General features: G+C 66.8%; 12 protein-coding genes. 4 read left to right on the plus strand and 8 right to left on the minus strand.

All coding sequences use genetic code 11. From position 1 onward, the window contains the following. Positions 1 to 57 precede the first annotated feature (57 nt). Complete coding sequence (locus ACFVUS_RS00275; protein ID WP_387760933.1) at positions 58 to 2,307, plus strand: molybdopterin-dependent oxidoreductase; 2,250 nt, start codon at positions 58 to 60, stop codon at positions 2,305 to 2,307. Continuing rightward, positions 2,304 to 2,819 carry a winged helix-turn-helix transcriptional regulator gene (locus tag ACFVUS_RS00280; protein ID WP_387760934.1) on the plus strand — a complete coding sequence of 172 codons (516 nt, stop codon included), beginning with the start codon at positions 2,304 to 2,306 and terminating at the stop codon, positions 2,817 to 2,819. Before ACFVUS_RS00275 ends, ACFVUS_RS00280 begins: the two co-directional genes overlap by 4 nt. A 5-nt stretch (positions 2,820 to 2,824) precedes the next feature. On the opposite strand, the gene ACFVUS_RS00285 is transcribed toward ACFVUS_RS00280, so the two are convergent. Further along, on the minus strand, positions 2,825 to 3,187 hold the full coding sequence (locus tag ACFVUS_RS00285) for a hypothetical protein (RefSeq protein ID WP_387760935.1): 363 nt from the start codon (positions 3,185 to 3,187) through the stop codon (positions 2,825 to 2,827). Positions 3,188 to 3,310: 123 nt separating this feature from the next. Between ACFVUS_RS00285 and ACFVUS_RS00290 the strand changes: the two genes are divergently transcribed. Beyond that, on the plus strand, positions 3,311 to 4,036 hold the full coding sequence (locus tag ACFVUS_RS00290) for a hypothetical protein (RefSeq protein ID WP_387760936.1): 726 nt from the start codon (positions 3,311 to 3,313) through the stop codon (positions 4,034 to 4,036). Here the strand turns inward: ACFVUS_RS00290 and ACFVUS_RS00295 are convergent. The 7 genes from ACFVUS_RS00295 to ACFVUS_RS00325 are packed head-to-tail and all read right to left on the minus strand — an operon-like array spanning position 4,033 to position 12,132. Next, positions 4,033 to 5,514: a chlorohydrolase family protein gene (locus ACFVUS_RS00295; protein ID WP_387760937.1), complete on the minus strand. Its 1,482-nt coding sequence runs from the start codon at positions 5,512 to 5,514 to the stop codon at positions 4,033 to 4,035. The two genes, ACFVUS_RS00290 and ACFVUS_RS00295, sit on opposite strands and share 4 nt — an antisense overlap. Beyond that, the gene (locus tag ACFVUS_RS00300) at positions 5,511 to 6,764 is read right to left on the minus strand and encodes an amidohydrolase family protein (protein WP_387760938.1); all 1,254 of its coding nucleotides are present in this window, start codon (positions 6,762 to 6,764) and stop codon (positions 5,511 to 5,513) included. The genes ACFVUS_RS00295 and ACFVUS_RS00300 overlap by 4 nt, the downstream gene beginning before the upstream one ends. 37 nt (positions 6,765 to 6,801) lie before the next feature. After that, positions 6,802 to 8,331 carry an ABC transporter substrate-binding protein gene (locus ACFVUS_RS00305; protein WP_387760939.1) on the minus strand — a complete coding sequence of 510 codons (1,530 nt, stop codon included), beginning with the start codon at positions 8,329 to 8,331 and terminating at the stop codon, positions 6,802 to 6,804. A 15-nt stretch (positions 8,332 to 8,346) separates the two neighbouring features. Continuing rightward, on the minus strand, positions 8,347 to 9,300 hold the full coding sequence (locus ACFVUS_RS00310; protein WP_387760940.1) for an ABC transporter ATP-binding protein: 954 nt from the start codon (positions 9,298 to 9,300) through the stop codon (positions 8,347 to 8,349). After that, positions 9,297 to 10,319, minus strand: a complete 1,023-nt coding sequence (locus ACFVUS_RS00315; protein ID WP_387760941.1) for an ABC transporter ATP-binding protein — start codon at positions 10,317 to 10,319, stop codon at positions 9,297 to 9,299. Before ACFVUS_RS00315 ends, ACFVUS_RS00310 begins: the two co-directional genes overlap by 4 nt. Beyond that, entirely contained in the window at positions 10,316 to 11,215 is a 900-nt protein-coding gene (locus ACFVUS_RS00320) for an ABC transporter permease (protein ID WP_387760942.1), read from the minus strand. The genes ACFVUS_RS00315 and ACFVUS_RS00320 overlap by 4 nt, the downstream gene beginning before the upstream one ends. Then, on the minus strand, positions 11,212 to 12,132 hold the full coding sequence (locus ACFVUS_RS00325) for an ABC transporter permease (protein WP_387760943.1): 921 nt from the start codon (positions 12,130 to 12,132) through the stop codon (positions 11,212 to 11,214). The genes ACFVUS_RS00320 and ACFVUS_RS00325 overlap by 4 nt, the downstream gene beginning before the upstream one ends. A gap of 122 nt (positions 12,133 to 12,254) precedes the next feature. Between ACFVUS_RS00325 and ACFVUS_RS00330 the strand changes: the two genes are divergently transcribed. Beyond that, positions 12,255 to 12,947 carry a GntR family transcriptional regulator gene (locus tag ACFVUS_RS00330; protein WP_387760944.1) on the plus strand — a complete coding sequence of 231 codons (693 nt, stop codon included), beginning with the start codon at positions 12,255 to 12,257 and terminating at the stop codon, positions 12,945 to 12,947. Positions 12,948 to 12,958 lie beyond the last annotated feature (11 nt).

Below are 12,958 nucleotides of genomic sequence, written 5' to 3' on the forward strand. Positions count from 1 at the left end.
CCCGCGACTTTCCCGGAGTGGGTAGCGCAAGTGAACTAACTCACCTACGCTGGCCGAATGACGGACTGGCAGCCCACGGCATGCATCCTGTGCGAGTGCAATTGCGGCATTCAGGTGCTGCTCGGGCCGGACGGCCGGTCCTTCGAGAAGATCCGCGGCGATAAGCTGCACCCCGCCTCGGCGGGCTACACCTGCAACAAGGCGCTGCGCCTTGATCACTATCAGAACGGCCGCACCGGCCGGGTGACGTCGCCGCTGCGCCGCCGCCCCGACGGCGAATTCGAGGAAATCGACTGGGATACCGCGATTTCCGAGATCACCGCACGGTTGCAGGAGATCGGGCTGCGATACGGCGGGGAGTCGATCTTCTACTACGGCGGTGGCGGCCAGGGCAATCACCTGGGCGGGGCCTACGCGCCGGCCACCATGGCCGCGTTCGGTATGAAGTACCGCTCCAGCGCACTGGCGCAGGAGAAGACCGGCGACTTCTGGGTGGGCGCGCGCATGACCGGCTATCCCATGCGCGCCGACGTCGAACATGCCGAGGTGGCGTTCTTCATCGGCAAGAATCCCTATCAGTCGCACGGGTTTCCGCGCGCCCGCACGGTGCTCAAGGAGATCGGCCGCGATCCGGAGCGATCCATGATCGTGCTCGATCCGGTGCGCACCGAGACCGCCGAACTGGCCGATTTCCATTTGCAGCTGCGCCCGGGCACCGATGTATACCTGCTCTCGGCCATGGCGGCGATCCTGGTGCGCGACAACCTCATCGACACCGCCTGGCTGGCCGAACACGCACTCGGCCTGGATGAGGTGGTGGCGGTGCTGCGCGCGGTGCCGATCGAGAAGTACTGCGCCATAGCCGATGTCGAACTCGACCTGGTGGTGGCGGCCACGCATCGGCTGGCCCGCGCGACATCGGTGGCGGCGCTGGAGGATCTCGGCGTGCAGATGAACCGGTACTCCACCGTCGTCAGCTACGTGGAGAAGCTGGTGTGGCTGCTCACCGGCAATGTCGGCAAGCCCGGCACCCAGTACGCGTTCACCGGCATGGCCGCCATCGGCCATGATCGCGGGCATCCGGCGGGGGAGGGGCCGCGCAGTCCGGTGGCGGGCGCACCGATCATCAGCGGTCTGGTGCCGTGCAATGTGATCACCGAGGAGATCCTCACCGATCATCCGGACCGCTATCGCGCCATGTTCATCGAGAGCAGCAATCCCGTACACTCCCTGGCGGATTCGGCCCGCATGCGCGCGGCGCTGGAATCGCTCGAACTGGTGGTGGTGGTCGATGTCGCCATGACCGAGACCGCCCGGCTAGCCGACTATGTGCTGCCCGCCGCCACCCAGTTCGAGAAGTACGAGGCGACGTTCTTCAATTTCGACTTCCCGCGCAATATCTTCCACCTGCGGCACCCGCTGCTGCCCGCGCCCGAGGGCGTACTGGCCGAACCCGAGATCCACGCCCGGCTGGTCGAGGCGTCCGGTGCGCTCACCGAGGACGACTACCGCCCGCTGCGCGCGGCCCTCGCGCAGGGCCGTGAGGCGTTCGCCATGGCCTTCCTGGGCATTCTCGCCGACCGGAACAAGTCGAAACTCGCTCCGGTACTGCTGTATCGAACGCTGGGACCGACCCTGCCCGATGGCGCGGACGCGGCGGCGCTGCTGTGGGCGGCGGCCTACAACTGCGCGCGCAAGTTCCCCGCGAGCGTCGAACGCGCCGGATACGGCACGGGATTGGCGGCTGGCGAGCGCTTGTTCGAGGCCATCCTCACCGGTAAGCACGGCATCGTCATCACCGAGGACGATTACGAGGAGACCTGGAACCGGCTGCGCGACAGCAAGATCCAGCTGAACCTCGCGGATCTGCTGAATGTCGTGGCCACTCTGCCCGACCTCGACGATGCCGACGGTCAGTGGCCGTTCGTGCTGTCCGCCGGCGAACGCCGCGCCTTCACCGCCAACACCATTGTCCGGGATCCGCTGTGGCGCAAGCGCGATGGCGGCGGCACGCTGCGCATGAGCCAGTCCGACGCCGACCGGCTCGGCGTCGCCGCCGGTGACCTGATCCGCGTCACCACCCGGCGCGGCAGTGTCGAGGTGCCGGTCGAGCCCACCGATCGCATGCGCCCGGGCCACCTGTCCCTGCCCAATGGTTTCGGGCTGTCGGTCACCGATGCCACCGGCGCGCAGGTCACCACCGGAGCCGCGCCCAATGAACTCACCGAATTCGATTCCCGCGACGAATGGGTCGGCACCCCGTGGCACAAGTATGTCCCGGCCCGCTTGGATACCGTGGACGCATGAAACGGACGACGTTCGCCAATTGGCCGTGCACGGTGGCGCGCACGGTGGACCTGATCGGTGACTGGTGGACGCCGCTCGTGCTGCGCGAGGCCTTCTACGGCGCGAAGCGTTTCGACGAATTCGAGCGCATTCTGGGTCTGAGCCGCAATGTGCTCACCCAGCGGCTGACCCGCCTGGTGGACGAGGGCCTGCTGGAGCGCGTGCGCTACCAGGAGCGCCCACCGCGGTTCGAATACCACCTCACCGATCAGGGCCGCGATTTCTTCCCCGTCATCGCGGCCATGATGGCGTGGGGTGACCGCCACCTTGCCCCCGAAGGCCCCCCGATCGTGCTGCACCACACCACCTGCGATCACGACACCCACGCCGAAGTGGTCTGCGCGCACTGCCGTGAACCCCTGCGCCACGCCGACGTCTCGGTCTCGCTCGGTCCCGGATTCCCGGACCGCCACCGCGAAACCGCCCTGGCGACAGGGCGATTCGGTGCGGCGGAGCCGGGGCGGCCGGAGTAGTTCCGCTAGAGGTACGAATGCCCGCCCAATGCGGCGGTATGCACCGCGGCATGGTGACAACCGGCGCGCAGATTGTGCCGCTCGTCGGCGGTAAGTGTGTGCCGCGCCTTCATCCGCCGGGCCGATTCACCCAGGTGGACAAACATCGCCAGTGCACGGGAACGTGCGTTGACCATTATCACCATCTCCTTGAAATGAGTTTCCAAGGATTCATCGTGTACGGCCGGTGAGTCAATCTCGGACGGGTCCGGTCCGGCATTCTGTACGGAACTTTTACGGCGTGCACCGAATCCTTTACGGTTCACCGCAATTCGTCCCTGACCTGCCGCTTCGCAGTGCATGAAGTCTATCGATGCGGTGCGCGTCACTATTCCCGGTACCGGATTGACAGCGCTGGAATTCGGGGCACATGATGAGCGCCCGGCGCGGTTGTCGCGCTTTCGAATTCCCGGCGCGCATATGCGAATTCGCCGAACCTGGAAAGATCCCTGATGAAGTTCCGTTCCATTGTCGCGACCGCGGCCATTGCCGTCGCCGCCGTCTCCGTCACCTCCGTCACCGCGAATGTGGCCTCCGCGCAGCCCGCGGGCAACAGCGCGGTCGGCACCGATATCGCGCCGGGTATCCACTACCGGGCGAGCGTGGTCGACCATTCGGTGGTCATCACGACCGACGCGGGGTCACTGTCCGCGAAGGACAATCAGTTCCAGATCGTCGACGCGGCCGGTAAGACCGTCGCGACCGTGCCCCTGGGCTACCAGCGCGACGGTGCGCTCTTCCCGATCACCGCCCGCATCGACGGCACCACCGCCACGCTGACCCCGATCACCGATCCGGCGGCCGCCACCCCGGTCGTCCCGAATGCCCCGGCCGTCAAGCAGATCGACGCGACCGCGAACGCGAACTTCAATCAGGCGCTGAGCAACCTGACCAATGAGGTGTCGGTCGGCGTCGCGATCGGCAGCCTCATCGGCACCGTGATCGGCGCCGGCATCGGCTGTATCGCGGGTGGCGCGGCGGTCGGCGCGGGCGCGGCCGCCATCACCATCGGCACCCTGGCCATCCCCGGTTTCATCGGCGGCTGCCTGGTCACCGGTGCGGCGCTGGCCGCCATCGGCGTGGTCGCGGGCACCATTTTCATCGGCGGCCCGGTCGCGGCCGTGGCGCTGTTCCAATTCTTCAATGAGCTGAACACCCCGCCCGCCCCGGCGTCCTAATCGCCCTGTCGTGGCCCCGGGAAGGACGCCGGGAACAGGTCAGCTGTGCTGCGGCGCAGGTAATCTCGTTCGGAATAGGCGTCCTTCATCCGATCGAACAACTGCTGGGCGCGACGGGTCATGGCCGTCAGGTCGGTACCCGGTATTCGCCCATCACGCATGACGATGCGGCCCGCGATCATGGAGAAGGTCGCCGCGCGGGCCGTGCTGTTCATACAGAGGGTGCGGATGGGATCGTCCAGCACTCCGTCGAGCGGGTCGCCCAGCCGGAAGGCCACCAGATCGGCGGTCGCGCCCGCCTCGATGCGGCCGAGATCGGCGCGGTCCAGTGCGGTCGCGCCGCCGAGGGTGGCCGCGGTGACATAGTCCGCGTAGCCGATCGCATCGGTGCGGTGCGCCAGGATCTTGGCGACGGTGACGCCGGTGTCGATGCCGCGCACCAGATCCGGTGGGAAGGAATCGGTTCCGAGCGCGAGGGCCACCCCCGCCGATCGATAGCGCGCGAAGCTGTCCAGTGCCGCACCGTGCCTGGCCATGGTGAGCGGACAGTGGATGACCGTCGCTCCCGAGGCCGCCAGGGTGGCGAGGTCGGTATCGGTGTCCGCGTCGACGAAGGGATTCGAATCGATGTAAATGCCGTGCGGTATCAGCAGATTCGGCCCGAGCAGTCCGGTCCGCGCCAGCACCTCCAGCGGGGGCGCGCCGAACTCCGCCGCGACGAGTCGTCGCTCCCACAGCCCCTGTAGTGCGTGCAGTCGCACCAGCACACCGGATTCCGCGGCGAGTTTCGCGGTGCGCCGCATGAGGTCCGCGCTGAGCGTCTCGATTCGGCAGGGCAGCAGCGCGCCGTGCACGAGATCGGAATCCCGCGCTCGCGCCCACTCCAGAAACCTTGCGGCGCCGTCGAATCCGGCGCTGCCCAGCGCCTCGTTCCAGTAGACGGAGCGGCTGCCGTCCGCGTCGACCACATTGACGCCCGAGCGATAACTCGGCCCGAGATACACCCGCAGCCCGAGCCGCTGCGCCGCCTCGGCCATGGCGATGGCGTCCTCGTAGGTCTCGGCCCAGTCGCTGTGCACCTCCGAGGCGATCGGCATGGCCGTGGTCACCCCGTGCCGCAGCAGGTGCACGAAGCCGTATGCGCGAATGAAGGCCCGCTCTTCCGTGTCGAACACCGCTCGCCGCCGCTGTTCGGCGTACTCCCGCGACCACTGGAGACCGAGCCCGAGTTCGGGTGACTGCCAGGAATCGATGATGGTGTGGTCGATATCGGTGAGCGCGTCGAGGTCGATGAGCCCGGGCATGAGCAGTACGTCACCGAGTTCGATGACCGTCTCGACGACCGGACCGGTCCCGCGCGGTCCGGCGAAAATGATCCGCGAGCCGTCCACCACGACCTCGCCGTGCTCGATCAGTACATGCGAGCCTTCGTCGTGAGCGAGTAGATATCTCGCCCGAATGCATTGGCGCACAGTCACTGTCTCGCCCGTCCCCAGTGGCCGGGGATCTCGAAGCCGTCCAGTGCGGTGTCCACCGAGACCACCGCGCCCTGATGGATGACGGTCCGCTCGGCGGGCCGATCCATTACCGCGGCCGTGGGACTAACCGCATCCATGAGCACGAATTCGGCAGGATCGCCCGATGTGAAGCCCGGATGCAATCCGAGCCGATCCAGTACCGGCAGCTCGTGATCCAGAATGCTTGCCCCACCCCAGGTCGCCACCGCCAGCGCGTGTTCCACCTGCGGATCACTGGAATACCTCTGGACGAACGCCAATTGCCATGCGCGATCGAGCATGTCGCCATTGCCGTACGGCGACCAGTAGTCGCGCTGGCCGTCCATCCCGACCCCGACGCGCACCCCGGCGGCGGCCAGGTCGAGCAGCGGCAGCTCCCAGCCGCTACCCCCGGCGGCATGGGTGATATCCACCCGATTCGCGGCCAGCCGTTCGATGGTCGCGGGTACGCCCCGCAGTCCGCTCGCCAGCGCGCGGGCGTGTGAAATCGTCACGCGCCCTTGCATTCCGAGCGCCTCGACCCGTTCCAGGATCAGCGACAGGGTGAACAATCCGAGCTCACCGGCCTCGTGCAGATGGATGTCCGCCCCGACCTGATGCCGTTCGGCGAGTTCGAATACCGCGTCCAGATGTCGCACGGGATCGCGGTCGATCTCGCACGGGTCGATACCGCCGATGAGATCCGCGCCGCCGCGCAGCGCCGCGTCCAACAGATCGAAAACCCCCGGCTCCAGCAGAATTCCGACCTGCGGGAAGGCCACGATCTGCACATCGGCGGCGTCGGCGTAGCGTTCCCGCGCCGCCAGCACGCCGTCGAACTTGGTCAGTTTCGAATCGGCGTCCACCTGCGCGTGCGTGCGAATCCTGGTGGCGCCGTTGGCGATCGCCGTGGCGAGGGTGAACGTCGCGCGTTCGGCGACCGAGCGTTCGGCCGACCGCCAGTTCGCCCGGTCGTTCATGATGCGGCCCCAGCGCCCCGGTTCGCCGGTATAGGCGCGGAAAGGTAAACCGAGACAGCTGGAGTCGAGGTGCAGATGCACATCCGAGAGCGCGGGAAGAATGAGCCGACCGGCACCGTCCAGTACCGGACCGGCCGGGGCGGCGACCGTGCCCACGGCGGAAACCGCTGCTATCGCGCCCTTCTCGATGGCGATATCGACGGGATCGCCGCCCCACGGGCGCACATTGGTGAGGTGGAGCTTGCCGCTCATACTTCCTTCTTCGCGCTCGGCATCGGGTGAGAGGTGGTCAGCTCTTCGGGAAGGTGACCGCGTCGAGGGTGATCATGCCGTCGGCGCGCGGTGTCCAATTCAGGCCGGGCCGGACCGCATAGCTGGTGTCGGGCGTGTACAGCCCGATCAGCAGCGCCTGACCGTCGTTATGGCGGAACAAGTTGCTGTACGCAGTGATTCGATCCTGTCCGCCGACCGTCCGGGTCTTGGCGACCAGGGCCTTGGTGACCGGCTGCATGGCGTAATCGTTCTGCTGACCGCCGAACATGGACGACACCGGCGCGTCGCCGTCCATGGTGGAGGGCGCGTAGGTGTTCAGATACAGCCCGGTCGCGGATTTGGTGCCGTAGATGATCTGCGAGAAGCTGCCCTGATCGGTGCCGTTCAGGGTGATATTGATACCGACCTTGGCCAGATCCCCCTGAATCGCCTGCGCGATTTCCGAACTCAGTGGAATGCGCCCGTTCGTGGCGTACTGGAAAGGAATGGCCTGGCCCTTGTACCCGGATTCCGCGAGCAGCTGTTTGGCCTTGACCGGATCGTAAACCGCCTGCGGATAGGCGGGATCGAAGCCGCCGACATTCTTGGCGATGAGCTGATTGTCCACCGTCGCCTTACCGGCGAGCACATTCTTCACAATGGCGGTGCGATCGATGGCCAGCGCGATCGCCGCGCGCACCTTCTGATCCGCCAGCGGCCCGGCGGCGGAGTTCATGCCCAGGAAGGTGACGCCGTTCGACACATTGGCTTTCACAGTCACATTGGCCGAACCCGAGACCGCCGACACCTGATTCGGCGCGATGAGCGCGACATCGAGGCTGCCGGACTGCACGCCATTGAGGCGGGCATCGGCATCGCCGACGGTTTTGAAGGTGATCTTCTCGACCTCGGTGGCCTTACCCCAGTAGTTCGGATTGCGCTTCAGCACGTATTCGACGCCGCGCGTGTAGTGATCGAACATGAACGGCCCGGAACCCACGGGGGCTGCGGCGAATCCGGCCGAGCCGAGTTTGGTGTAGACGTCCTCGGGCACGATCGACACACCGGTGACAATGGTCGGCCAGGCCGAGTACGCGGCGTTCAGGGTGAACACCACGGTGTTCGGCGGTCCGACGACGGCGTGCTCGAACATCTCCATGTACGAGGCCGGATCACCGGTCGGGTTCGCCTTGATGGTGTTGTAGGTGAACGCCACGTCCGAGGCTTTCACCGGTGCGCCGTTCTGGAATTTCGCGTCCTCGCGAATGGTGAAGGTCCACTGCGTGAAATCGGCGTTGTGTTCCCACGCGGTGGCCAGCAAGGGGTTGATCCTGCCGTCCGCGTCGAAGCGGGCCAGCTGCTCGAATTCGGCGAAGTAGTAGTTGTATCCGGCGAGCGAGCCATCCATGATCGGGTCCGGCACATGCTCGGGTTCGGCGACCGCGCCTACGACGATGGCGTTCGACGAATTACCGGAGATACCGGCGGGGGAGCAGCCGCTCAAAACCAGCGAACCGGCGGCCAGCACGGTCAGCCCGGCCAGCACGGTGGAGAGGTTGGATCTCATTGCTTTCCTTCATTTTCACAGGGGGAAGAGACAGGCCACCGCATGGCCGTTCGGATCTCGGGATTCGAGGGTCGGAACACGCTGCGCGCATTCGGGTTTCGCGATCGGGCAGCGCGTGCGGAAGGTGCAGCCGCTGGGCGGGTTCGCCGCATCGGGGAGTTCACCGCGCAGCAGCGCCGCGGTCCCGCGCCCGCGAGCGCGTGGATCGGGGATCGGGGCGGCGGCGATGAGTGCGCGGGTGTACGGATGGCGGGGTGCGGTGAAAACGTCCTCGGTCGCGCCGATCTCGACGAGTTTGCCCAGATGCATGACCGCCACCCGGTCCGCCAGATGCCGCACCACCGAAAGGTCGTGCGCGATGAACAGATAAGACAGTCCGAGCCGCTGCTGCAGATCCTGGAGCAGATTGATGACCTGGGCCTGCACCGAGGCGTCCAGCGCCGACACCGGTTCGTCCAGCACCAGCACCTCGGGGTCGAGCGCCAATGCCCGGGCGATGCCCAGGCGCTGCCGCTGCCCGCCGGAGAACGCGGCCGGACGCCGCTCCAGCGCGTCCGCGCCGAGGCCGACCTGGGCCAGCAATTCCAGGACGCGTTCGCGGCGGTAGCCGCCCGCGATGCGCAGTGGTTCGGCGATGATGTCGTGCGCGGTCATGCGCGGATCCAGCGATGAGTACGGATCCTGGAACACCAGCTGCACCCGATTGCGCAGCGCCCGCCGCGCTTTCGGCCGCAGCGCGCCCAGATCCTGTCCGAGGATCCGAATACTCCCCGAATCCGGGGTGTTGATTCCGAACAGCGTGCGCACCAGGGTCGACTTCCCGCCGCCGGATTCGCCCACCAGCCCGAAGGTTTCACCGCGTCGCACGCTGAACGAGATCCCGTCCAGCGCCCGCAGCGTGCGCTTGGCGCGCAGTCCGCGACGGCTGGTGAAGGACACCCGCAGGTCCTCCACGTGAATGACGTTCATGAGGCTTCCTGCCGTCTGGTCGGTGCGGTGTCGCGCATCGCCGCCAGGGTGGGCGGGCAGGCGAGCGCGTGATCGGTGTCCAGTGCGATCGATGCGGGCGCGGTGATGCCGCAATCCGCTGTCTTGCCGGGGAATTCGCAGCGCGGGGCGAAGCCGCACCCGGTCGGCCGCTGGGTCGGCGCGGGCGGCGATCCGGGGATGGCGTAGGCGCGGCCGTCCGGTTCGCCGTCACCGCCGAGCAGACTGCGGTGCAGCCCGCGGGTGTACGGATGTGCCGGATCATCGAATATCCGCCAGACCGTGCCGGTTTCGACGACTCGGCCCGCGTACATGATGGCGACGCGGTCCGCGTGCTGGGCGACCAGCCCGAGATCGTGGGTGATGAGCACCATGGCCGCTCCGGTGCGGGCGCGCACGTCGGCGAGCACCTGCATGAGCTGGGCCTGCACGGTCACATCGAGTGCGGTGGTGGGTTCGTCGGCGATGAGCACCGCCGGATCGTTCGCCATCGCCATGGCGATCACCGCGCGCTGGCGCATACCGCCGGACCATTCGTGCGGGTACGCGCGGGACCGTTCCTCGGGCTGCGGAATACCCACCGCCGCAAGCAGTTCCACCACGCGCCGCCGCCGGGCCGCGCGATCCAGGCGCTGGTGGAGGGCGAGCGCCCGCTCGATCTGCACGCCGACCCGGCGCACCGGATTGAGCGAGGTCATCGGATCCTGGAAGATCATGCCGAGTTCGGCCCCGCGCAGTCGCCGCAGGGTTTCGTCATCCGCGCCGACCAGTTCGCGGCCGCGGAATCGGACACTGCCGGAGAACACCGTCAGCGGCGGGGTGAGCAGGCCGAGGACGGCGAGCATGGTGACCGACTTGCCGGAGCCGGATTCGCCTACCAGACAGAGGACTTCGCCCGGTTCCAGGCGGAGCGACACCGAATCGACGAGCACCACGCGTTCGCCCTCGGGGGTCAGGTAGCCGACCGTCAGATCGGTGACTTCGAGCAGCGGGGTGTTCATGCCGTCACCGCCTGTCGCCGCCCGGCCCGCGTGGTGCGGCGCAGTCCCTGTCGGTCGCCGGTGAATCGCTGACTCACCAGCAGGGTTCCGCCGATCACCAGAAGCAGGGCGACGGCCGGGACGATGGTCAGATACGGTGCCTGCCGCACGTACTTCTGCCCGTCGGTGATCATCAGGCCCCAGCTCGGCGTGGGTGGTTGCACACCCAGCCCGAGATAGTCGAACGACGAGATCATGATCATCACATTGCCGAGGTCGGCGGTGGCCAGAATCCCGACGGGCGTGAGCACATGCGGCACAACGTGTTTGCGCATGACCCAGGTAGATCGCGCGCCGAGCAGTCGCGGCGCGATGACGAAATCCCTTGCGGCCAAACCCAATGCGACGGATCTGCTGACCCGGGCGTACCCGACCCAGAACGTGAGTCCCAGAATCGTCGCCATGAGCATGACGCTGGGTCCGCGCACCGCGGACAGCGCCATGATCACCAGAGACATCGGAACCGCCAGCTGCACATCGGCATAGCCCATGAGCAGGCTGTCCAACGGACCCCGGAAGTAGCCCGAGACCGTGCCGATCACCACGCCTATCACGGCGTTCACCAGCACGATCACCACCACCAGTGCGAGGGTGATCCGCCCGGCCAGCGCGAGCCTGCTGGCCAGATCGCGGCCCAGCGAATCGGTGCCGAGCGGATAGTGCGCGGTGGTGAACGGCCGGGTGAACGAGGCCGAGAGCTCCTGGGCGTAGGGGCTGTATCCCGAGGTCAGCGGATACAGCAGGGAGAACAGCACGACCGCGATAATCATGGCTATTCCGGTGAGCGCCAATATGTTTCGCGCCGACAGTCGGCGCATCGAGGACGCGGGGGACGGGCGCGGCGGAACAGGGGTCATCGAACTCTCGCTCTCGGATCGACGAAGCCGTACAGCAGGTCGACGGCCAGATTGACCAGGACGAAAATGGCGGCGATCACGACGAGTCCGGACTGGACCACCGGGAAATCGCGACTGAACACCGAACCGAGCATCAACTGGCCCAAACCCGGCCAGGCGAAGACGGTTTCGACGATCACCAGGCCGCCGAGCAGGGTGCCGAAATTGATACCGGAGACGGTGAGCACCGGCAGCAGCGCATTGGGCAGGATCTCGCGCACGATGACCGTCGAGCGGCGTTCCCCGCGGGCGTACGCGGTGCGCACATAGTCCTGCGAACTCTCGGTGCTCAGCGAATTGTCCAGCAGCCGTGCGTAAACCACGAACTGCGCGGTCGCGATGGTCACCGCGGGCATGACGATCGAGAGCGGATTCGCCCCCGCCAGCGAGGGCAGCCAGCCCAGCGTCACCGAGAACACCAGCACCAGCAGCAGTCCGAACAGGAAGTCCGGCACCGCGAGTCGCCCCGCGCCCAGGCCGAGCAGCACCCCGCGCAGCGACCAGAATCCGCTCAGATGCACGGCCAGCACCGCGAACAGCGCGAGCGCGACGCCGAGCAGGAAGCCCGCGGTGCCCAATTGCAGTGAGGCGGGCAGTCTTTGCAGCACGATCGTCATCGACGAGGTGCCGGCCTGGCGATAGGAGTCACCGAAATCCCCGGTGACCACACCGCCCAGATAGTCCAGGTACTGGGTGAGCAGTGGTTTGTCGAAGCCGAGTTTCGCGTTGAGCGCCGCCACATCGGCCTGGCTCGCGGTCTCCGGCAGCAGCGTCGCCGCCGGACTGCCGGTGAGGCGTCCGAGCCCGAAGGCCAGGGTGATGACGACGAAGACGGTGATCACCGCCTGAAGCAGGCGGCGCAGCAGATAGGCGGCCAAGCGTTTCTCCTCGGATTCCGGTGTTCGGTATACAGAATCACCGACCTCGGTTTCCTGAGAGTGTTGTTCATGTTTCGGAAGAGATATATCGGTATACCGAAACTTGTTCGTAGACTGGGCGGGTGCCTCGAAACGCGAGTACGTCAGAGTTGATCGTCGATGACACCTCCCAGACCCGCCGCATCTACGACGACCTGCGGCGCAGCATTATCACCGGGGTCTATTCCGAAGGGCAGAAGCTGCCCGAGGCCAGACTGGCCGAGCTGCTCGGTGTTTCGCGCCTGCCGGTGCGGGAGGCACTGACGCTCTTGGAGTTCGACGGGATCGTCACCGCCCAGCCGCGTCGTAGCGCCGTCGTGCAGTCCTGGGACCGCACGGCCGTCGAGGAATTGTTCGATGTGCGAATCGGCTTGGAGCCGTTGGCCGCCCGGCTCGCGGCCGCCCGTATTCGGCAGGGGGCGGACAGCGCCCCGCTACAGACCGCGCTGTCGAATTCGCACGCGGCCATCGCCTCCGGGGACGCGCTGCGCATTGCCGAGACCAATGCGGACCTGCACGGCGCCATCGTCGAGTTGGCGGGCAATACGCTGCTCACGCAGTTGATGCGGGCGATTCTGGCGCGCATGGCATGGCTGTTCTTCATCACCACCGAACGGGACGCGGCCGAACAGCTCGATGATCACCGCCATCTCATCCGGGCGATCACCTCGGGGGATGAGCGGCTGGCCGAGTACGCCATGCTCAGTCACACCGAGGCGGGCCGCATTCCGACGCTCCGAATCCTGGCCGAGCTACGCCGCACGAATGACGGCTGACCCGCGCTCGT

The organism is Nocardia sp. NPDC058058, from assembly GCF_042885355.1.
In the GTDB taxonomy this organism is placed as follows: Bacteria; Actinomycetota; Actinomycetes; order Mycobacteriales; family Mycobacteriaceae; genus Nocardia.

Bases quoted from the DNA above. Each gene is read 5' to 3' on its own strand.
- ACFVUS_RS00310 (WP_387760940.1), bottom strand. From the start codon at position 9,300: ATGAACGTCATTCACGTGGAGGACCTGCGGGTGTCCTTCACCAGCCGT.
- ACFVUS_RS00315 (WP_387760941.1), bottom strand. From the start codon at position 10,319: ATGAACACCCCGCTGCTCGAAGTCACCGATCTGACGGTCGGCTACCTG.
- ACFVUS_RS00320 (WP_387760942.1), bottom strand. From the start codon at position 11,215: ATGACCCCTGTTCCGCCGCGCCCGTCCCCCGCGTCCTCGATGCGCCGA.
- ACFVUS_RS00300 (WP_387760938.1), bottom strand. From the start codon at position 6,764: ATGAGCGGCAAGCTCCACCTCACCAATGTGCGCCCGTGGGGCGGCGAT.
- ACFVUS_RS00275 (WP_387760933.1), top strand. From the start codon at position 58: ATGACGGACTGGCAGCCCACGGCATGCATCCTGTGCGAGTGCAATTGC.
- ACFVUS_RS00290 (WP_387760936.1), top strand. From the start codon at position 3,311: ATGAAGTTCCGTTCCATTGTCGCGACCGCGGCCATTGCCGTCGCCGCC.
- ACFVUS_RS00305 (WP_387760939.1), bottom strand. From the start codon at position 8,331: ATGAGATCCAACCTCTCCACCGTGCTGGCCGGGCTGACCGTGCTGGCC.
- ACFVUS_RS00280 (WP_387760934.1), top strand. From the start codon at position 2,304: ATGAAACGGACGACGTTCGCCAATTGGCCGTGCACGGTGGCGCGCACG.